The organism is Pseudoalteromonas sp. SWN29 (assembly GCF_015864465.1).
Classification (GTDB): Bacteria; Pseudomonadota; Gammaproteobacteria; order Enterobacterales; family Alteromonadaceae; genus Pseudoalteromonas.
On the sequence record NZ_JADYXE010000021.1, the window covers coordinates 41,366 to 60,737 of the forward strand.

The window sequence follows — 19,372 nt, forward strand, 5'->3', positions numbered from 1 at the left end:
GGTTAGGCAAAATAAACGTCTACTGTAGTTTTTTGTTTTTTCTGAATTTATCTGTTCTTTGCCCAGAATGCAGAGGGTCAGGTCTTGTTTCTTGCCAAGACCAAGCACCAATCTCACGTTTAACACCTTCCCCGTCATCACGTCCTGAAAATAAGCAATTGATGAGTAATTCATTTCATGGATGAAATGAAAGCCATGCTTGCACATGGATGTGCTTTCATGGCGTTTACGTTCACATCGATTGTGGTTTGAAGGATTAAGCGTGATGCTCGGGTGGCGCTGAGAGTGTCCAGAGAGGGACCAGCGGCAGCCCCTCTTTGGCTGCGGTCGCCAGCGCGACAAAACCTTGAATAAGGTTTCTAATTTCTAAAAGTACCAAACGTATTCGCGTTATCGGTGATGATAACCTCAAACACCTATTCGGGCTGCCGCCCGCGCGTCAGCAAGCTAAACGCCTACAATAAATAACACATACTCTTGGCTTTTGAGCGAGTATGTATATTTGTGATTCGTTGGGTTTCGTTACACTCTTCCCAACCTACGCCCAAATACAGAGGGTCAGGTCTTGCTTCTTGCCAAGACCAAGCACCAATCTCACGTTTAACAGCCCTCCCCCGTCATCACGCCCTGAAAATAAGCAATTGATGAGTAATGCATTTCATGGATGAAATGAAAGCCATGCTTGCACATGGATGTGCTTTCATGGCGTTTACGTTCACATCGATTGTGGTTTGAAGGATTAAGCGTGATGCTCGGGTGCGCTGAGAGTGTCCAGAGAGGGACCAGCGGCAGCCCCTCTTTGGCTGCCGTCGCCAGCGTGACAAAACCTTGAATAAGGTTTCTAATCTTTAAAAGTACGAAACGCATTAACATTATCTGTAATAGTAACCTCAAATACCTATTCAAATACTTATTCGGGCTACCGCCCGCGCGTCAGCAAGCTAAACGCCTACAACAAATAACACATACTCTTGGCTTTTGAGCGAGTAAGTATATTTGTGATTCGTTGGGTTTCGTTTCACTCGAAATACAGAAGGTCAGGTCTTGTTTCTTGCCAAGACCAAGCACCAACCTCACGTTTAACACCCTCCCCGTCATCACGCCCTGAAAATAAGCAATTGATGAGTAATGCATTTCATGGATGAAATGAAAGCCATGCTTGCACATGGATGTGCTTTCATGGCGTTTACGTTCACATCAATTGTGGTTTGAGGGAAATAGCGTGATGCTCGGGTGGCGCTGAGAGCGTCCAGAGAGGGACCAGCGGCAGCCACTCTTTGGCTGCCGTCGCCAGCGCGACAAAACCTTGAATAAGGTTTCTAATTTCTAGGAGTACCAAGCGTATTCGCGTTATCGGTGATGATAACCTCAAGCACCTATTCAAATACTTATTCGGGCTGCCGCCCGCGCGTCAGCAAGCTAAACGCCTACATTAAATAGCACATACTATTGGCTTTTAAGCGAGTAAGTATATTTGTGATTCGTTGGGTTTCGTTACACTCTTCCCAGCCTATGCAACTTGTGTTGTAAGGCGAAAGTTAAGTGCTTTCATCACTTTAAAAATAGTTTCCCAACGTGGCTTGGTTTTACCGTTAACTGCCTTATATAAGCTTTCACGGTTTAATCCCGTTGCTTTAGCAATATCACTCACGCCATGCTTTTTAACTAATAAGCCAAGCGCTTCAATAAAGGTATTTGGATCGTCATCAGCTAAACACTCTTCTAAAAATGTATTAATTTCTTGCTGTGTTTCCATATAGTCAAACGGGTTAAAATCTGATGTTTGTAGCGACATAGTAATTACTCCTATTTATTCAACTTGCTGAATAAATGTAGCCTAAAAGCTACAAGCGCACAATGTTATTTATAACTTTTGGGCTATCGCCCGCGCGTCAGCAAGCTAAACGCCTACAATAAATAACACATACGCTTGGCTTTTGAGCGAGTAAGTATATTTGCGACTTGTTGAGTTTCGTTTCACTCATCCCAACCTACGCCATATTATTTATGGCTTATCGCTACACACAAAAAAGCCGTTGCATTGCTGCAACGGCTTTTATAATTTTGATAAATTTTCAAACTATAATGGGATTTACTACCCATTAAAGCTCAAAAAATTAGTCTCTGCTCTTAGTCGCGATAAGTCTCAACCGCTGGGCATGAACATACTAAGTTACGGTCGCCGTATACGTCATCAATACGAGTAACGGTTGGCCAAAACTTGTTTTTAGCTACTGCAGGCACTGGGAATGCAGCGTAAAAACGGTCGTATGCACGGTCCCATTCGTTACCTAACACGTCGCCTTGTGTATGCGGTGCAAACACTAGCGGGTTGTTTTCGATTGACCATTCGCCAGAGATTACTTTTTCAATTTCGCCTTTAATCGATACCATTGCTTCAATAAAGCGGTCAATCTCACCTTTTGATTCAGACTCAGTTGGCTCAATCATTAATGTACCAGCTACTGGGAACGACATAGTGGGTGAATGGAAGCCGTAATCTTGCAAGCGCTTAGCTACGTCCATTTCAGTAATGCCTGATTGCTCTTTAAGCGGGCGTAAGTCAACAATACATTCGTGAGCAACACGGTTGTTACGACCACGGTATAAAATTGGGAAGTGCTTGCTTAGCTCATGCGTTAAGTAGTTAGCATTAACGATTGCCATTTCAGTGGCTTGCTTTAAGCCCTCTGAACCCATCATGGTGATGTAAGCCCATGAAATAGGTAAAATAGCAGCTGAGCCGTAAGGCGCTGCCGATACAGCACCGTTACCAATGTTAGTACCTGGTACGTTAATTACGCTGTGGTTTGGCATAAATGGCGCAAGGTGCGATTTAACACCAATTGGGCCAACACCTGGACCACCGCCACCGTGTGGAATACAAAACGTTTTATGCAAGTTTAAGTGCGATACGTCTGAGCCAATAAAGCCTGGGCTTGTTACGCCAACTTGCGCGTTCATGTTTGCGCCGTCCATGTAAACTTGGCCGCCGTACTCATGAATAATGTCACAAATTTCGCGAATTGTTTCTTCGTATACGCCATGCGTAGACGGGTATGTGATCATAATGCACGATAAGTTTTCAGACACTTCTTCAGCTTTCGCTTTAAGGTCAACCATGTCTACGTTACCGTTTTTGTCGCAGTTAACTACTACAATTTTCATGCTCGCCATTTGCGCTGATGCAGGGTTAGTACCGTGCGCAGAGCTTGGGATTAAACATACATTACGGTGTGCATCGCCGCGTGACTCGTGGTATTTACGAATCGCGATTAAGCCTGCGTATTCACCTTGCGCGCCAGAGTTTGGCTGTAGTGATACTGCATCGTAACCGGTAATGTTTACTAACCAGTCGTGTAGCTCGCCAATCATTATTTGGTAACCTTCTGCTTGATCTAGCGGGCAGAATGGGTGAAGGTTTGCAAACTCAGGCCACGTAATTGGGATCATCTCGGCAGTCGCATTTAGCTTCATGGTACATGAGCCTAACGAGATCATTGAGTGATTAAGCGATAAGTCTTTGCTTTCTAGTCGCTTAATGTAGCGAAGCATGTCAGTTTCGCTGTGGTAACTGTTAAAGTTTGGATGCGTTAGTACTTCGTCATCACGTACTAAACTTGCAGGGATTGACTCGCTGCCATTTACTTCAACGTCGGCTGCAATAGCGTCAACACTTAGGCCATGGCCTTCGCCTAAAATAATATCGAATAACTCAGCTACATCCGCGCGTGTTGTTGTCTCTGATACCGAAATTGAGTACTCGCCTTCGTGGTTTGTTGCAAAGTTTACGCCTTTTGCAATTGCACGTGCTGTTACGTCGTCTTTGCTGTCGCTTACTACTGTTAGCGTATCAAACCACGTGCTGTGCTTAAGTGCGATGCCTTTAGCTTTAAGACCACTTGCTAAAATATCAGCAAAGCGATGTATACGCTGCGCGATAGTTTTTAAGCCTTGTGGGCCGTGGTATACCGCGTAAAACGCTGCCATGTTGGCAAGTAATACTTGCGCTGTACAAATGTTTGAGTTGGCTTTGTCGCGGCGAATGTGTTGTTCGCGCGTTTGCATTGCCATACGTAGTGCGTCGTTACCTAAACGGTCTTTAGATACACCAATAATACGACCTGGTAATGAACGTTTGTATGCGTCACGTGTTGCAAAAAATGCAGCGTGTGGACCGCCGTAACCCATAGGTACGCCAAAACGTTGAGCCGAACCAAGTACTACGTCTGCGCCTAGTTTACCCGGTGCTTTTAATAGTAATAAACTCATTATGTCGGCAGCAACACAGGCAATGGCCTTCTTGCTTTGTACGCCAGCAATTAGGTCTGTTATGTCTACCACTTCGCCTGATGTAGTTGGGTATTGGAACAATGCGCCAAAAATATCAAAGTTAACGGCATCTTCTGCTTTACCTACAATTATTTCAAAACCAAACTGCTCGGCACGCGTTGTTACTACGTCGATTGTTTGTGTGTGTACGTCGTCGGCAATAAAAAAGGCATTGGCTTTTTTTGCTTTTGATACGCGTTTTGCAAGGCCCATAGCCTCTGCAGCCGCTGTTGATTCGTCAAGTAGTGATGCGCTTGCTAAATCAAGACCGGTTAAATCTAGAGTCATAGTTTGAAAGTTTAATAATGATTCTAAACGCCCTTGTGCAATCTCTGGCTGATACGGTGTGTACGCTGTATACCAACCTGGATTTTCTAGTACGTTACGTAAAATTACGTGCGGTACGTTAGTTGGGTGGTAGCCTTGGCCAATGTACGATTTGAAAACTTTATTTTTGCTTGCTACTGATTTTAGGTAGCTTAGTGTTTCAACTTCAGTACGGCTTTGTCCAACTGTTAATGGCTGCTCTAAACGAATGCTAGCAGGTACAGTTTGGTCAATAAGCTCTTGCACACTCGATACTTCTAAAGCACTTAGCATATCGCTTACTTGTGCTGGGCTTGGCCCAATATGGCGGCGAATAAAATCTTGCTTTTGCTCTAGTTCTTCAAGAGATTTGGCGTTTGACATGAATCCAGATTCCTATGATCCTAAATGCTAATGGGTAACTAGCATTAATTAAAATATTTGACGATTTAACAGTTCACTCAGTATGGGGTTGTGCGCTGTAAAATCATAAAAGCCCCATTTTTATACATTAAACGGGGCTTTTAGTTATCTACAAAAAATGATTATTCTTCGTCGATAGTGTGCGAGTAACCTTCAGCGTCTAATAAGTTGTCTAGCTCAGACTCGTCAGATGCTTTAATACGGAATAACCAACCGTCGCCGTAAGCGTCGCTGTTTACTGTTTCAGGTGAATCTTCAAGCTCTTCGTTAATAGCAACAATTTCGCCACTGATAGGTGCGTAAATGTCTGATGCTGCTTTAACCGACTCTGCTACTGCACAGTCTTCGCCAGCGTCTACTTCGTCGCCAACTTCTGGTAATTCAACAAATACCATGTCGCCAAGAAGTTCTTGTGCATGCTCAGAAATACCAACAGTAAATGTACCGTCGCCTTCACTGCGAACCCACTCGTGTGAAGGTGCGTATTTTAACTCGCTAGGAATATTGCTCATTTTATTTGTCCTTTGGTTTACATTGGGTGGATACCAATCACAATGATTATTGTGATTGATATAACCAAATTATTTAAATTATTGATTTACCGTTACGTACAAAGCTAGGCTTTACTACTTTAACGTTTACTAATTTTTTACGCATTTCTACTTGAGCTGTGTCGCCTGTTGAACGTGGTACACGTGCAAGGGCTACACTAAAACCAAGTGTTGGTGAAAAAGTACCAGAAGTAATAATACCTACCCCACCGTCAACAATTACTTTAGAACCGCTACGCAAAACGCCTTTTTCTTCAAACACTAAGCCAACTAGTTTGTCAGTGCTTTTTTCTGCGCGTTGCTTAACAAGTACGTCACGACCAATAAAGTCGCGATCTTCTGGTTCCCATGCAATGGTCCATGCCATGTTAGCAGCAAGTGGTGATACGCTTTCGTCCATATCTAGGCCGTAAAGGTTCATACCGGCTTCTAAACGTAGCGTGTCGCGTGCACCTAAACCAGCTGGCGCTACACCTGCATCTAGCAGTTGTTGCCATAAATCGGCTGCTTGGTCGTTCGGTACTACAATCTCGTAACCGTCTTCGCCAGTATAACCCGTTGTGGCAATAAATAAATCACCTACTTGAACGCCAAAAAACGGCTTCATACCTTCAACGGCTGCTTGTTGTTCAGCATTTAAAAGTGTGGCTGTTTTTACTTTAGCGTTAGGGCCTTGTACTGCAATCATTGCAAACTCTGGGCGCTCTGTAACGGTTACGTCAAAGTCGCTCGATACGTTAGCTAAATGTGCTAGGTCTTTTTCGCGCGTTGCTGAGTTAACAACTAGGCGGTAAAAGGTTTCGCTAAAGAAATAAATAATTAAGTCGTCTATTACACCGCCTTGCTCGTTAAGCATGCCTGTGTAAAGCGCTTTACCTGGTACGGTTAATTTTGCAACGTCGTTAGCTACTAGCTTACGTAAAAATGCTTGTGCTTGAGGCCCTTCAATATCAACAATAGTCATGTGTGATACGTCAAACATGCCTGCATCGGTGCGAACGGCATTGTGTTCTTCTATTTGTGAGCCGTAGTTGATTGGCATTTCCCAGCCATGAAAATCAACCATTTTTGCGCCCGCTTCTAGGTGCTTAGCATGTAGTACAGTTTTAGAAGTCATAACATTCCTTCACGTTTAAATTAACCCTGTTTAGGGCGTGGCTTAAATTAGTTTTTACTTAACCGTAATTAAAAACAGGTAAACATTGTTATGTTCACCTGTTGTTTGTATTCGTTATGCGGCTTCACTATGCATAAGTGCAAAACCTTGCGCTTGCATGTAGTTTTGCCATTTTTGTAATTCTTGTTGTTTAGCGACTAATACAAAGTGTTGTTCGTCGTTTTTATCAATGGCGGTAATAAATACATCACCACTTTGCGCACCGTAGCACAGTTGCGCGTCAGAAAGGCGCAAACCGGGTGTTAATTTAAAAGCATTTACTAGAGTATCAAACGCGTTGTCGCCACTTAAAATAAAGCTTGCTAGGTCGGTGCGTACTACATAATCAATATCAAAACGTAGCTGTTGCTCGTTTATAAGTGCTTGTAGTTGAAGGCTTGCGTTGTGTGGCAGTACAAATCTAAAGGCGGTTTCGCTAAAGTAATAAACAGCAAAGCTGTAGTCAGAATTATAGTCGCCATCAAGCGTGCCTTTTAAGCCTAAACCGCTGGCGGTAAGCTTAGTTAAATCAAGGCCTAAAATAGTGCTTAAAAATACACTGGTTTCGGTGCCGCTAAAATCCATTACAACGTGATTGTTGTTAGTTTGCAAAGCGTTAGTAACCGCACTACTTGCGTTGCTGTGGCGGGCAAACATTATTGGGTTAAAAGTCATAACAAACACCTGTGTATTTTCGATTACAAAAGTATATTGCCCACGCCTATCAACAACAAATTGTAATTTTTTATCAATTGATAAATAATACTTATATATATAGCTATATAAATTGTAATTTTAAATATGAAAAACATATCAACCGACAGTTTACGTACTTTTGTGATGGTAGTTGAAATAGGTGGCTTTGCTAAAGCAGGCGATTTACTTGGCCTTTCGCAACCTGCTGTAAGTTTGCAAATAAAGCGCTTAGAAGACGTGCTCGGATATAAACTATTTAAAAAACAAGGACAGCGCCAAGTATTAAACCAGTACGGCGAGCTATTATTGCCTATGGCAAAACAAATGATGCAACACAACGATGCTATTTTGCAGCAGTTCACCTCAGAGAACATTGCAGGTAAAGTGCGCTTGGGTATTCCGAGCGAATTTGCTGCGCGTATTTTACCTTCTATTATTGGCGACTTTGTGGCGCTCTACCCTGAGGTGTCGTTAGAAGTTAAATCGCGTTTAAGTAAGCATTTGCTTTCGGCCTCAAGGCAAGATCAGTTCGATTTAGTACTTGCACTAAATGAGCGGCTCAACTCTGATAAGTTTCCTATTTTTATGCAAGACGAATTAGTGTGGGTGGGCGACCTGTCACTTGCGCAAAACGATGTGGTTACGCTAGTTACCGCACCAGAGGGCTGTATTTATCGTCGCCGTGCAATTGATGCATTAAAAAATGCAGGCATAAAATACCGAATTGTATATAGCAACGCCGATTTAACTGGCCTTATTGCGGCATTAAAAGAAGGCTTAGGCATTACGGTACTTGCTAAAAGCACAGTACCTAGCGAGCTTAATTATCAAGTTCAAACCAAACATTTACCCACTCTTGGCAATATTGGTATTAGTTTAATTAAAAGCTCGGGCGAATCTGACCATGCTGTAGATAAACTCGCGGAGTTTATAGCGCTACGCTTAGGTTATAGCTAATCCAAACTTTATAACTAGTTTATAAGTTATGAAGCAATACAAAAGAAACAATTTAGTTAACATAGTTGCATAAGTTGGTGTTTTTAGTTCTATTAAACTGAATAATTAAATACTTAATAACATTGATTCGTATTCGTTAACGTGTTCAAATTACGCCAATTTAGATAATTGACATGATTAGGAACACAATGAACCCTAAGTTTTTAGTATCTACCCTGGCAACTGCGGTTGCTTTGTCTTTTTGTGCTACTGCAATAGCAAAAGACACCAGCGATAAAGAACAACGCTTTGAACAAATTACCGTTATTGGCTCACAGCAAGCAATTAACGATATTCCGGGTTCGGCTGCGTTTATTTCTGATGAAGAGCTTCAAAAATTCAAATTTACTGATATTTCTCGCGTTTTAGCGTCTGTTCCGGGCGTTTACGTGCAAGAAGAAGACGGCTACGGCCTTCGTCCTAATATTGGTATGCGCGGTACAGGTACTGGCCGTAACGATAAAATATCAGTAATGGAAGACGGTGTATTAGTTGCGCCAGCACCCTATTCAGCACCATCTGCTTACTACTTCCCTACTACGGGTCGTATGGAGTCTATTGAAGTATTAAAAGGCGCGGCATCAGTTAAGTACGGCCCGCGTACTACGGGCGGTGTTTTAAACTTGCTTTCGCGCAGCTTACCTACTGAGCCAAATAGCTCAAAAGGTATGGTAGATGCAGCCCTTGGTAGCGACGGTTACTACAAAGGTCACGCTTACTTCGGTAAAGAAAAAAACAACACAGCAGGCTTAATTGAAGTATTTACTTACGGCGCAGACGGCTTTAAAGAGCTGCCAGTAGGTAATGACAACACCGGCTTTGAAAAAACAGATTTACTATTAAAGTTTGGTCATACGTTTGGTCAAAACGATGCGCATAATTTAGAGCTAAAAATTAAGTACTCTGACGAAACATCAGACGAAACTTACATGGGCTTAACTGACGAAGACTATCAAGAAAGTCCTTACCGTCGTTATGCTGCATCGCAAAACGATGAAATGAACACCCGCCACAACGCATACCAACTTAACTACGCGTACCGTTTTGGTGATGGCTATGAGTTTTTAGCTACGGCTTACTTAAACGATTTTCATCGTAACTGGTATAAAGCCAGTAAAGTAAGCGAAAGCTACCTTGAGCAATACAGTGAATTTGAAGCAAACCCTACAAGCGAAGGTATTGAAGGTATTGGTATTAAAGCTAATAACCGCGATTACCAAGCTAAAGGTATTCAGTCTGAATTACATATTCCTGCAGGCGATCACTACGTGACTGTTGGCGTACGTTACCACGAAGACGAAATGGATCGTTTTCAGTGGGAAGACACATACACGCTTAATCAAGACCTAAGCTTAACGCTTACAGAGCAAGGCATTCCGGGCTCTGACAGCAACCGTGTAGATAGCGCAGAAGCAAGTACTTTGTTTATTCAAGACGAGTGGACAATTGATGCATTAGTAGTAAGTGCAGGTCTTCGTTATGAAGACATTACTATTACGCGTGAAGAGTGGTCTAAAACTGACCCAACACGCAGCAACGGTTTAACTAAAGATGTGTCGAACGACACAGAAATTTTAGTGCCATCGTTAGGTGCTACTTATACTCTTAACGAAAACGTAACGCTACTTGCCGGTATTCAAAAAGGGTATGCACCAGCAGCTCCTGGTAATGCAGACCAAGAAGAAGAAGAAAGTGTAAACATTGAGTTTGGCTCTCGCTTTAATATGGATGGCTTTAGCGGTGAAGTAATTGCGTTTTACTCTGACTACAGCAACATGCACGGTAACTGTACTGCAGCGGTTGGTTGTAGCGACGACAACATTGGCGACCAATACAACTACGGTGAAGTAGAAGTAGCGGGCTTTGAATTTAGTGCAGCACGTACGTTTGCAACTGATACAGCTATGTTCCCAGTTAAATTAACGTATACCTACACAGACTCTGAGTTTAAAAACGATTTTGATTCAGAAATTTGGGGCACGGTAGAAAAAGGCGATGCAATGCCTTACGTACCAGAAAACCAAGTAGCGTTATCGTTAGGTGCTGAGTTTTCTGCGTTTGTAGTTAACAGCCAAATACGTTACGTATCTGATGCGCATGCTAACTTAACGCAGTCGGGCTTAAACGCAATTGATAGCCGCGTAGTATGGGATTTAGCTGCTAAATACTTAATCGATGAAAATCAAAAAGTATACCTAAGCGTTGATAACTTGTTTGATAAAACATACGTTGCTAACCGTTCAAACGGTGGCATTCAACCAGGTAAGCCGCGTACTGTACAGATGGGCTACACTTACTCATTCTAAATTGAAAGCTGGTTAAACGGTTCACTAACAGCGTTAATAATTTTTTATGTAAGACCAATACATCTAAATTATTGCCTTGTTATTAAACCGTTTACCTGCGCTTTGTATAGGATAAGTGGTTTATTAGCTGCTTTAAAAATAACTCATGTAAGAACAATTATATTTCGTTATTTTTGCCTTGCTATAGAGTTATTTTCCTATCGCTATAATAGAGCATCAATTGATGTAAAGTTAAAAGCGTAAGTTACAGATACAAAAAAGCCGAGATTGAATTTCAATCTCGGCTTTTTTAATACTTAATTTAAATTAGGTATTATTAATTAGGTATTAGTTATTTGCGTTACGTTGGCGTAATACTTCAAACAAACAAATACCCGTGGCTACCGATACGTTTAAGCTTGAAACAGTACCCGCCATTGGGATTTTAACAAGCATATCGCAATGCTCACGCGTTAAGCGTCGCATGCCCTCGCCTTCTGCGCCCATAACAATCGCCATTGGGCCCGTTAAGCTTGCATCAAATACGTGGTTATCAGTTTCACCAGCGGTGCCTACAACCCATACGCCTGCATCTTTAATTTCGCGAAGCGTACGTGCAAGGTTAGTCACTTGAATAAGCGGTACTGTTTCGGCTGCACCACAAGCAACTTTACGTGCTGTGCCGTTAAGCTTGGCAGAGCGATCTTTAGGTACAATTATAGCGTGAACACCAGCAGCGTCTGCACTACGTAGGCATGCGCCTAAGTTATGCGGATCGGTAATACCATCAAGCACAAGTAAAAACGGTGTGTCTTCACGAGCGATGATCGCATCAAGATCTTTTTCGTTAAACGTTGGCGCTGCTTTTACGTTGGCAATAATACCTTGATGCTGCTCACCCTTTGATTTGCTATCAAGGGCTTTACGCTGCATAAACTGTACTGAAATACCAAACTTACGTGCTTCATCAATAATCGGAGTTGAGCGTTTGTCGTCACGACCTTTAAGGGCGTAAATTTCTACAAAGCGCTCTGGCTCGCTTTCTAAAATTGCTTCAACAGAGTGAAAGCCAAAAATTAATTCATTACTCACGTATTATCTGCTCCTGGGCTAGTACTTTTACGGGCATTTTTGCCAGCTCTTTTAGGCTTTTTAACTGCCTTCTTCTTAGGCTTTTTCTTTACGGCAGTGTCTGCTGCTTTTTTATCTGCGGGTTTAGTTGCAGACTTATTTGCAGGCTTGCCTTTATCTTTATTTGCTGGCTTTTTTTTACCTTTTGGTTTGTCATCGCTGTGCGACTTTTTACCCGGTACTTTGCCTGCTTTTAATTGCGAACGCACACTTGCTGGCGCATGCTCAGATTTACCTGAACCTTTTTTTGGCGCACGACGACGTGAGTATCTGTCTTGTGCAACATCGCCTTTAAGCGTTAAGTTGATACGACGGTCGTCTAAACTAACCGACGCAACTTTTACTGTTACTTTATCGCCAAGGCGATAAACTTTGTGAGAGTGCTCACCTATTAGGGTGTGTTTTGCAGCATCATGCGCAAAAAACTCGTCGCCTAAATTAGTAACATGAATAAGCCCATCAATTTGTAAATCGTCTAAACGAATAAACAAACCAAAGTTAGTGACCGATGAAATAACACCGTCAAACTCGTCACCTACGTGATCTTGCATAAACTCACATTTAAGCCAATCGGCAACTTCGCGAGTTGCATCATCGGCGCGGCGCTCTGTGGTAGAACACTGCTCACCAAGTTGATCAACTTCGTCGTCGGTATAAGCGTATTCGCCAGACGTTTGCTGACCTTGTGCTTTTATTACTGCTTTAATAGCACGATGTACTACTAAATCTGGGTAACGACGTATTGGCGATGTAAAGTGCGCATAAGCCGATAACGCTAAACCAAAGTGACCAATGTTATCTGGCTGATATACAGCTTGTTTCATTGAACGCAGTAGCATAGTTTGAATAAGTTCAGCTTCTGGGCGGTCACCTAGTCGCGCTAATACTTGGGTTATTTCTTTTGGTGTTGGCTCGTCGCTTAATGTGCTTTCGATACCTAACTCGCCTAAAAACTTAGTAAAGTTACCTAGTTTTTCGCTGTCTGGTTCGTCATGCACGCGATAAAGCGCGCTTGCTTCGTGCTTTTCAAGAATTTTAGCCGCCGATACGTTGGCTAAAATCATACATTCTTCAATCAGTTTGTGCGCATCGTTACGAATAACAGGCACTATTGATTCTATTTTACGCTGAGCGTTAAATACAAAACGTGTTTCTAGGGTTTCAAACTCAATGGCACCACGGTCTTGGCGTGCTGCTTTAAGTGCCATATACATTTGCTGTAAGTCAGTTAAATGTGGCACTACGGCTGAGTATTCTTCGCGTAGTTTTTCGTCGTTTTGTAAAATGGCATTTACTTTGGTGTAAGTTAAACGTGCATGCGAGTTCATTATCGCTTCGTAAAACTTATAGCCCGAAAGTTTACCCGCGCTCGATACGGTCATTTCGGCAACCATACATAAGCGATCTACTTTTGGATTAAGCGAACATAATCCGTTAGAAAGCACTTTTGGTAGCATCGGAATTACTTGCTCAGGGAAATACACTGAGTTACCACGCAAAATTGCTTCTTTGTTAAGCGGCGTGTTCATTCCTACGTAATGCGATACATCGGCAATAGCAACCCATAAGCGCCAGCCACCCGATTTTTTAGGTTCACAGTACACGGCGTCATCAAAGTCGCGAGCGTCTTCGCCATCAATAGTTACAAGTGGTAAGTCACGTAAATCTACGCGGCCTTTTTTGTCAGCGTCTTCAACAAACTCACCTAGGTGAGCAACCTGTGCTTCAACTTCTTCAGGCCATACATGTGGAATATCGTGATTGCGCAGTGCGACTTCAATTTCCATACCTGGGGCTAAATGCTCACCAAGTACATCAATAATTTTACCTACCGCGTTCATGTTGCGACTCGGATTTTGAGTGATTTTAACCTGCACCATTTGGTTATGGCGGGCACCGTTTTCGTTGCCTGGTAAAATCATTATATCTTGCGTTATGCGCGGGTCTTCGGCTACCACAACGGCAACACCATGCTCTACAAAGTAACGGCCAACAATTGGCGCGCGCTCGTTAGTAAGCACTTTTATAATACGTGCATCGCATTTTGAGCCAGAGCCACGTTTAGTGCCTTTAGCTAGTACAATGTCGCCATGTAACACCATATTCATTTGGTGCTTAGCAATAAACCAATCTTTACTCTCGCCTTCAACTTCTAAAAAGCCAAAACCGTCTCTGTGGCCTATTACTTTGCCTTTGGTTAAACCGGCTTCGTCAATTAGGGCATAGCATTTAAATTTATTAAAATACAGCTGTCCGTCACGCTCCATAGCGCGAAGGCGGCGTTTAAATGCTATTTGGCGTTCGTCATCGTTTACTGCTAGTTCTTCACATAATTGCGCATAGTTAGCAGGTTTTGAACGCTCTTGAAGGTGAGTAAGTATAAACTCACGACTAGGGACTGGGTTTTCGTACTTTTCTTGTTCTCGACTGAGATTTGGATCTTGGTTTGACATTCACTATCTTGTTAGTTGGTTATGTAGGTATTTTAACCCATATAGTTATAATGAGACAGGTAAAAGCGATTAAACTTTTAAGAAAGCACTTTTACCTTGCTGTTTATCTTGGTGTATAGTTTAAAAATCTAGCGCAATGGGGCTTAACGACCCCTTAACTGCAAAGTGTTAAGTCATATCGTAGCAATCCGAAAGCCCTTTCGCGCTAAATACTTATTTATAACCTGAGCTCTGGATAATAAATCTATCTCGAGCAGCTATTTTCAGCGCTAACAGCGTTGAATATACTTGCAATAGGCCAGCTATTGACGCGTAAATTCGCCTTGTTTTCACCGAAAATCTCTGGCTGGAGAAAATAAATTTAAATATCAACATGATTCAATACGTTAGTAAATCTCTTAACCTGAGTTCAGGTTATTTATTTTTTTTGTAGGTTTTTCCAGAGCAATTTACTTATATTATCAATAAAGCTTGGATCTTCATCTTTCATTGTAAGCAAAATTTCTTTGTTCATTTGTGTTTTGTTTTGAGCGTAAATCCAACGATTTTTATTAAACTGCTGGGCAAACTCAAGTACACCTGCTTGTAGTTCGTCGTTATTTGCAAACACAGCTTCAACCACTTTATTGTCTAACAACTGCTGTGCACCAACACGCTCTCCTGACATAGCTAAACGATTAAAGAATGTTTGCGAAATTGCTTTATTAATTATAGGAAACATCGACGGTACAAAAGGCACCATTACATCAACTTCAGGAAAACAAAAGAAGCCTTTGTCTGACTTCATAAATCTAAAATCGCACGCACATGCAAGCACAGAACCATTGCCATAGGTATGCCCGTTTAACGCAGCAATTATAGGCATAGGAAACGTAACTATGCGCTTAAACAAGTCACTTATTTGAATCATAAAGTCAGAAATTGCAGCAGGTAAAATACTTGGATTAGACATCCACTGAAGGTCGATGCCCAATGACCAATTTTTATCACTCGCAGACGTTAAAATAACTGACTTAATATTTTGATCTGCTTCAATATGGTCAAGGTGTAAATTAAACTCAGCCAAAAATGCTGGGTTGTGACGATTTTCAGCGGTATTCATAGTGAGTATTACAGTACTATTTTTAGTTGTTAGTTCTATTAGATTTGCCATCAAACCCTCTTTTAGCGCTTTTTAAGCTAACTTTAAGCGCTGTTCGTTACTATTATAAGTAATACCAACCTGCATAAATCTTTGATCAATTTAACGAATTAAATTTCACTATAACGTCGTTAAAAATTTTTTATTTAGAACACTAGATACAAAAATTTTTGCCTAGTTCTAGCGTAATTTTCTTAACGTTAAATAGACCCCATATATAAGCAGATTGGTATAACATAGTAATACTTTGCTTATAATTTATAAACCCACTATTTAAAGCCATCCTTTTTGTTTAGCTATACGCGCAGCATCTATGCGGTTAGTGGCGTTTAATTTTGCAATGGCGTCTGATAGATAATTACGTGTGGTGCCTTCGCTTATAAATAACTGCTTGGCTATTTCGCTTGTTTTAAGGCCATCGCTTGCAAGTTTAAGTGCTTTGCGTTCTTTATCGGTAAGTGGATCTGCGTCGTCTAATGCATTAATAGCAAGCTCTGGATCAATTACCTTTTGCCCCTGCATTACTTTTTTAAGGGCATTTATTAGATCTTCACTGGGTGCTTCTTTTAGTATAAACCCTTTAACACCCGAACTTAATGAGCGTCTTATGTAACCAGCGCGAGAAAACGTGGTCATAATAACCATTTTTATAGCGGGAAACTTAGCAGCTATTTTTTCGCTGAGCTCTATACCATTCATGGTTGGCATTTCTATATCGGTTAAAATTATATCTGGCAGTAAATCACTATCAAGCGCCTCAATTGCATTAAGTGCATCTTGCCCGTTACTTGCTTGCCCAATTATCTCTATATTAAAATCGAGACTTAATAGTGCTGCGATTGCATCACGAACAAGCGCTTGATCTTCCACTAAATAAACTTTAATCATTGTAAATCCTTAGCTGTGATTGGCAATATCACATTTAGCGTAAAAGTATCACCACAGGTAAATTTAGCACTGCCCTTTAATTGCTCTGCTCGCTCTGTAATGCCATTTAGGCCATTGCCCGAATTTAATGTAGAGCACGGTGCACGATCAATAACGGTAATGAGTAGCTGCTGCGCTGTTTGTTCTATATTTATTTCGCAATTTTTTGTGCTGCTATGACGTAGCAAATTGGTAACGGCTTCTTTAATTATAAGGCCTGCGATGCCCTCTACTTTAGCGGGTAGAGTATTTAAAACTACATTAAATGAAACGTTAAAGTCTTGTTCTATTAATCTTTGTTTTAACTGTGCTACTTGGCTAACAAGGTTAAGCTGTTTTAAATCACTAACGGCGCTTCTTACATCACTGAGTAACTGCCTTGCCAGATCGGCCACTTGTGCAATTTCGCTATTTGCTTGAGCGTAACGCTCACCTTGGTTTAATTTATTTGCAAGCTCAGCTTTTAAAGCAATAGATGACAGTGAGTGACCTAAAATATCGTGCAAGTCGCGGGCTATCCGTTCACGCTCAGCAATTGCTGCTAATTGCTCTAATTGGTTAGCGCTTTCTTGCTCACGTTTTTTGTACAGGCTCTCTCTTTTAGCTGCAATACCGTAACTAAATAAGGCTGCACATAAAATCAAAGCAACGGCTAAAAAGTATTGAACCTTCCCTATATCACCAATATATGCGCTTAATAAAACCGTAGATATAATCGCGAGTGCAGCATAAATTCTTTGATGGTAGTTGTATGCATAGCCTGCTACGTAGGCTGCAAAGCCAAATAAAGTAGGAGTACCTGTGGTGTAAAAAGTAGCGCAAAAACAAATTAATAGCATGGCTACAAACAACTTGGTCACCCCTGCACTTTTGCAGTTTATTGCTTTTACATATAAAAGAATAAAAGCAACATAAAAGGCTAAAGACATCGTTATTTGGTTAGCAGTAAAGCTCGCAAAATTAATTATTAATGGGAGTAAATAAAAGCCTGTAAAAATTAAATGCCCATATTTCCAAAAACCTTTATCACTTTGTTGAGAAAAGGAGTTAAGCGAGCTCATACAAATACCTCTGGCATATTATTTTTACTTATAGGACTATTTTTATTAATAAATATAAATAACATAAAAATGCATGCCAGCATAAAGCAATCTGCGTACGTAATCGTAAAACTTAATGCCTCTAGCACTTCATTAATAGTTAAGCTGATTAAAATTAAAGAATTCATAATTATCCCCTGTTGAGTAAGGTAACTATGCCAGCGTACAAAAATAATAAGAGTGTGAAGTGTCATCAACTTTTATGACATTTGTCATGCGATAAAAAAATTCATCTTAAGAATTTTTAAGCAATGTTAATATGTTCAAAAAGTACAACAAGGAAACTAAATGCAATCTCAGCAGCAAAGTTTAATTTATTTGCACATAGCGGTATTACTTTTTGGCGGAACCGCTTTATTTGCCAAGCTTATTGGTTTAAATGCTTTAGATATTACCGTTTACAGAACTGCAATTGCAGGAATGGCTATTTTAGCCATGCTGTATTTTCAAAAAAAACAAATTAAACTAAACAAGCCTAAAGACTACCTTATTTCATTATTTTTAGGTGTTGCGGTGGGTATTCACTGGGTAACCTATTTTGCTGGTATGCAAATGGCCGGTATAACAATTGGGATGTTGGCATTTTTTAGCTACCCCGTAATGACGGTATTTTTAGAGCCCTTATTTAATAAAAGCAGGCCAAAAGCAAAAGATATAATAAGTGCGGCGGTGGTTGTTTTAGGGATTTACCTGTTAGTACCAAGTGCAAACTTGGGCGACGATGTAACCTTAGGTGTAATAACAGGTGTGATATCGGCATTGTTTTTTTCAATCAGAAACATTACCCATAAGCGCTACTTTAGCCAATATGGTGGCCCGCAAACGATGTTTTATCAAACCTTAGTGGCAAGCATTATGCTGTGCGCATTTATAGAAGTGCCGGTATATGAGGTTAGTCATCACGACCTAATTTTAATTGCCATAGCGGGTGTTATTTTTACAGCTACACCGCACTCGTTATTTGCAGCAAGTTTAAAGCATTTATCAGCGGCAACTGCGGGGTTAATTTCTTGCTTACAACCACTTTATGGCACCATACTGGCTATAGTAATTATTCATGAACGTCCTACTGTTATGACGTTAGTTGGTGGAGCACTTATTGTTAGTGCCGCTTGTTTTGAAACGTGGTCAATCACTAAAAGGGCTCGACAATGAAAGTATTTGCACACCGTGGTGCCAGTGGGGATTTTCCTGAAAACACCAAAAGCGCTATTTTAGAAGCGTTAAAAGTAGGTGTTGATGGTATTGAAGTAGATATTCAAAGTTCCATCGATGATTACATGTTAATACACGACTCATGGCTCGATAGAACCACCAGCGGTAAAGGTAGAGTGAGTAACTTTACGGCACATGAACTATCTAAACTTGATGCTGGAAATGGTGAAAAAATTCCCACTCTTCAACAGTTGTTTGATTGGAATAACAATAAATCTTTATTAAATATTGAGCTTAAACATACATTTGAACTAGAAAGGTTTGTGGCTCAACTTGAAGAAAATATTGAAGCTAACAAAATATCGAAAGCGAATATTTTAGTATCATCGTTTGATCATCATCAACTACAGTGGCTTAAAAGCAAGCTACCATGGCTTAAAATAGGCGCCCTTACTTCTTCTATTCCAATTAACTATGCAAAGTTTGCAAGTGATTTAAACGCTTATAGCGTACATGCAGATAAAACCTTTATAAATAAGGCTTTTGCCGATGATGCAAAAAAAAGAGGCTTAAAGATTTATGCTTATACGGTCGATAGAGAACAAGATATAGCGCTAATGCTTGAGTATGGCATAGACGGAATTTTTACAAATTACCCAGCGCGAACCAAAGCTTACTTGTTATCGTTACAAAAAAGCTAACTTACACCTCCCTAACTAA

15 protein-coding genes are annotated in these 19,372 nt (G+C 41.0%); 4 read left to right on the top strand and 11 right to left on the bottom strand.

What is annotated here, in order from left to right; genetic code table 11:
• Positions 1–600 precede the first annotated feature (600 nt).
• From I6F53_RS09870 to I6F53_RS09895, 6 genes are all read right to left on the bottom strand, one after another.
• Positions 601–867, bottom strand: a complete 267-nt coding sequence (locus I6F53_RS09870) for a hypothetical protein (protein ID WP_197239424.1) — start codon at positions 865–867, stop codon at positions 601–603.
• A 643-nt stretch (positions 868–1,510) separates the two neighbouring features.
• Positions 1,511–1,795, bottom strand: a complete 285-nt coding sequence (locus tag I6F53_RS09875; protein WP_197118624.1) for an addiction module antidote protein — start codon at positions 1,793–1,795, stop codon at positions 1,511–1,513.
• Positions 1,796–2,130: 335 nt separating this feature from the next.
• The gene (gene gcvP, locus I6F53_RS09880; RefSeq protein WP_197239407.1) at positions 2,131–5,022 is read right to left on the bottom strand and encodes an aminomethyl-transferring glycine dehydrogenase; all 2,892 of its coding nucleotides are present in this window, start codon (positions 5,020–5,022) and stop codon (positions 2,131–2,133) included.
• 161 nt (positions 5,023–5,183) lie between these two features.
• Positions 5,184–5,573, bottom strand: a complete 390-nt coding sequence (gcvH, locus tag I6F53_RS09885) for a glycine cleavage system protein GcvH (protein WP_165727660.1) — start codon at positions 5,571–5,573, stop codon at positions 5,184–5,186.
• 73 nt (positions 5,574–5,646) lie between these two features.
• Positions 5,647–6,729 carry a glycine cleavage system aminomethyltransferase GcvT gene (gene gcvT / locus I6F53_RS09890; protein ID WP_197239408.1) on the bottom strand — a complete coding sequence of 361 codons (1,083 nt, stop codon included), beginning with the start codon at positions 6,727–6,729 and terminating at the stop codon, positions 5,647–5,649.
• 114 nt (positions 6,730–6,843) lie between these two features.
• Positions 6,844–7,443 carry a hypothetical protein gene (locus I6F53_RS09895; RefSeq protein ID WP_197239409.1) on the bottom strand — a complete coding sequence of 200 codons (600 nt, stop codon included), beginning with the start codon at positions 7,441–7,443 and terminating at the stop codon, positions 6,844–6,846.
• Between the two features lie 126 nt (positions 7,444–7,569).
• Between I6F53_RS09895 and I6F53_RS09900 the strand changes: the two genes are divergently transcribed.
• Positions 7,570–8,421 (top strand): LysR family transcriptional regulator, encoded by an 852-nt coding sequence (locus tag I6F53_RS09900; RefSeq protein WP_197239410.1) that lies wholly within the window; start codon positions 7,570–7,572, stop codon positions 8,419–8,421.
• A 188-nt stretch (positions 8,422–8,609) separates the two neighbouring features.
• Positions 8,610–10,766 carry a TonB-dependent receptor family protein gene (locus tag I6F53_RS09905; protein WP_197239411.1) on the top strand — a complete coding sequence of 719 codons (2,157 nt, stop codon included), beginning with the start codon at positions 8,610–8,612 and terminating at the stop codon, positions 10,764–10,766.
• A gap of 327 nt (positions 10,767–11,093) precedes the next feature.
• Here the strand turns inward: I6F53_RS09905 and rlmB are convergent, their stop codons facing one another.
• The 5 genes from rlmB to I6F53_RS09930 all read right to left on the bottom strand — a co-directional run bounded on the left by rlmB (position 11,094) and on the right by I6F53_RS09930 (position 17,458).
• Positions 11,094–11,837, bottom strand: coding sequence for a 23S rRNA (guanosine(2251)-2'-O)-methyltransferase RlmB (gene rlmB, locus I6F53_RS09910; protein ID WP_007378377.1), 744 nt, complete (start codon positions 11,835–11,837; stop codon positions 11,094–11,096).
• Positions 11,834–14,329 carry a ribonuclease R gene (gene rnr, locus I6F53_RS09915; protein ID WP_007579938.1) on the bottom strand — a complete coding sequence of 832 codons (2,496 nt, stop codon included), beginning with the start codon at positions 14,327–14,329 and terminating at the stop codon, positions 11,834–11,836. Before rnr ends, rlmB begins: the two co-directional genes overlap by 4 nt.
• A 418-nt stretch (positions 14,330–14,747) precedes the next feature.
• The gene (locus I6F53_RS09920; RefSeq protein WP_197239412.1) at positions 14,748–15,482 is read right to left on the bottom strand and encodes an enoyl-CoA hydratase/isomerase family protein; all 735 of its coding nucleotides are present in this window, start codon (positions 15,480–15,482) and stop codon (positions 14,748–14,750) included.
• A gap of 261 nt (positions 15,483–15,743) precedes the next feature.
• Entirely contained in the window at positions 15,744–16,358 is a 615-nt protein-coding gene (locus I6F53_RS09925) for a response regulator transcription factor (RefSeq protein WP_165742039.1), read from the bottom strand.
• The gene (locus tag I6F53_RS09930; RefSeq protein WP_197239413.1) at positions 16,355–17,458 is read right to left on the bottom strand and encodes a sensor histidine kinase; all 1,104 of its coding nucleotides are present in this window, start codon (positions 17,456–17,458) and stop codon (positions 16,355–16,357) included. The genes I6F53_RS09925 and I6F53_RS09930 overlap by 4 nt, the downstream gene beginning before the upstream one ends.
• Positions 17,459–17,785: 327 nt before the next feature.
• Between I6F53_RS09930 and I6F53_RS09935 the strand changes: the two genes are divergently transcribed.
• Entirely contained in the window at positions 17,786–18,652 is an 867-nt protein-coding gene (locus I6F53_RS09935) for a DMT family transporter (protein WP_197239414.1), read from the top strand.
• A complete protein-coding gene (locus I6F53_RS09940; protein WP_165740593.1) occupies positions 18,649–19,353 on the top strand; it encodes a glycerophosphodiester phosphodiesterase in 705 nt (234 codons plus the stop codon). The genes I6F53_RS09935 and I6F53_RS09940 overlap by 4 nt, the downstream gene beginning before the upstream one ends.
• The last annotated feature ends 19 nt before the right edge of the window (positions 19,354–19,372 follow it).

Excerpts from the sequence above, each read along its gene's own strand:
- I6F53_RS09870 (WP_197239424.1), bottom strand. The coding sequence starts at position 867 with ATGCGTTTCGTACTTTTAAAGATTAGAAACCTTATTCAAGGTTTTGTC.
- I6F53_RS09875 (WP_197118624.1), bottom strand. The coding sequence starts at position 1,795 with ATGTCGCTACAAACATCAGATTTTAACCCGTTTGACTATATGGAAACA.
- gcvP (WP_197239407.1), bottom strand. The coding sequence starts at position 5,022 with ATGTCAAACGCCAAATCTCTTGAAGAACTAGAGCAAAAGCAAGATTTT.
- gcvH (WP_165727660.1), bottom strand. The coding sequence starts at position 5,573 with ATGAGCAATATTCCTAGCGAGTTAAAATACGCACCTTCACACGAGTGG.
- gcvT (WP_197239408.1), bottom strand. The coding sequence starts at position 6,729 with ATGACTTCTAAAACTGTACTACATGCTAAGCACCTAGAAGCGGGCGCA.
- I6F53_RS09895 (WP_197239409.1), bottom strand. The coding sequence starts at position 7,443 with ATGACTTTTAACCCAATAATGTTTGCCCGCCACAGCAACGCAAGTAGT.
- I6F53_RS09900 (WP_197239410.1), top strand. The coding sequence starts at position 7,570 with ATGAAAAACATATCAACCGACAGTTTACGTACTTTTGTGATGGTAGTT.
- I6F53_RS09905 (WP_197239411.1), top strand. The coding sequence starts at position 8,610 with ATGAACCCTAAGTTTTTAGTATCTACCCTGGCAACTGCGGTTGCTTTG.
- rnr (WP_007579938.1), bottom strand. The coding sequence starts at position 14,329 with ATGTCAAACCAAGATCCAAATCTCAGTCGAGAACAAGAAAAGTACGAA.
- I6F53_RS09920 (WP_197239412.1), bottom strand. The coding sequence starts at position 15,482 with ATGGCAAATCTAATAGAACTAACAACTAAAAATAGTACTGTAATACTC.
- I6F53_RS09925 (WP_165742039.1), bottom strand. The coding sequence starts at position 16,358 with ATGATTAAAGTTTATTTAGTGGAAGATCAAGCGCTTGTTCGTGATGCA.
- I6F53_RS09930 (WP_197239413.1), bottom strand. The coding sequence starts at position 17,458 with ATGAGCTCGCTTAACTCCTTTTCTCAACAAAGTGATAAAGGTTTTTGG.
- I6F53_RS09935 (WP_197239414.1), top strand. The coding sequence starts at position 17,786 with ATGCAATCTCAGCAGCAAAGTTTAATTTATTTGCACATAGCGGTATTA.
- I6F53_RS09940 (WP_165740593.1), top strand. The coding sequence starts at position 18,649 with ATGAAAGTATTTGCACACCGTGGTGCCAGTGGGGATTTTCCTGAAAAC.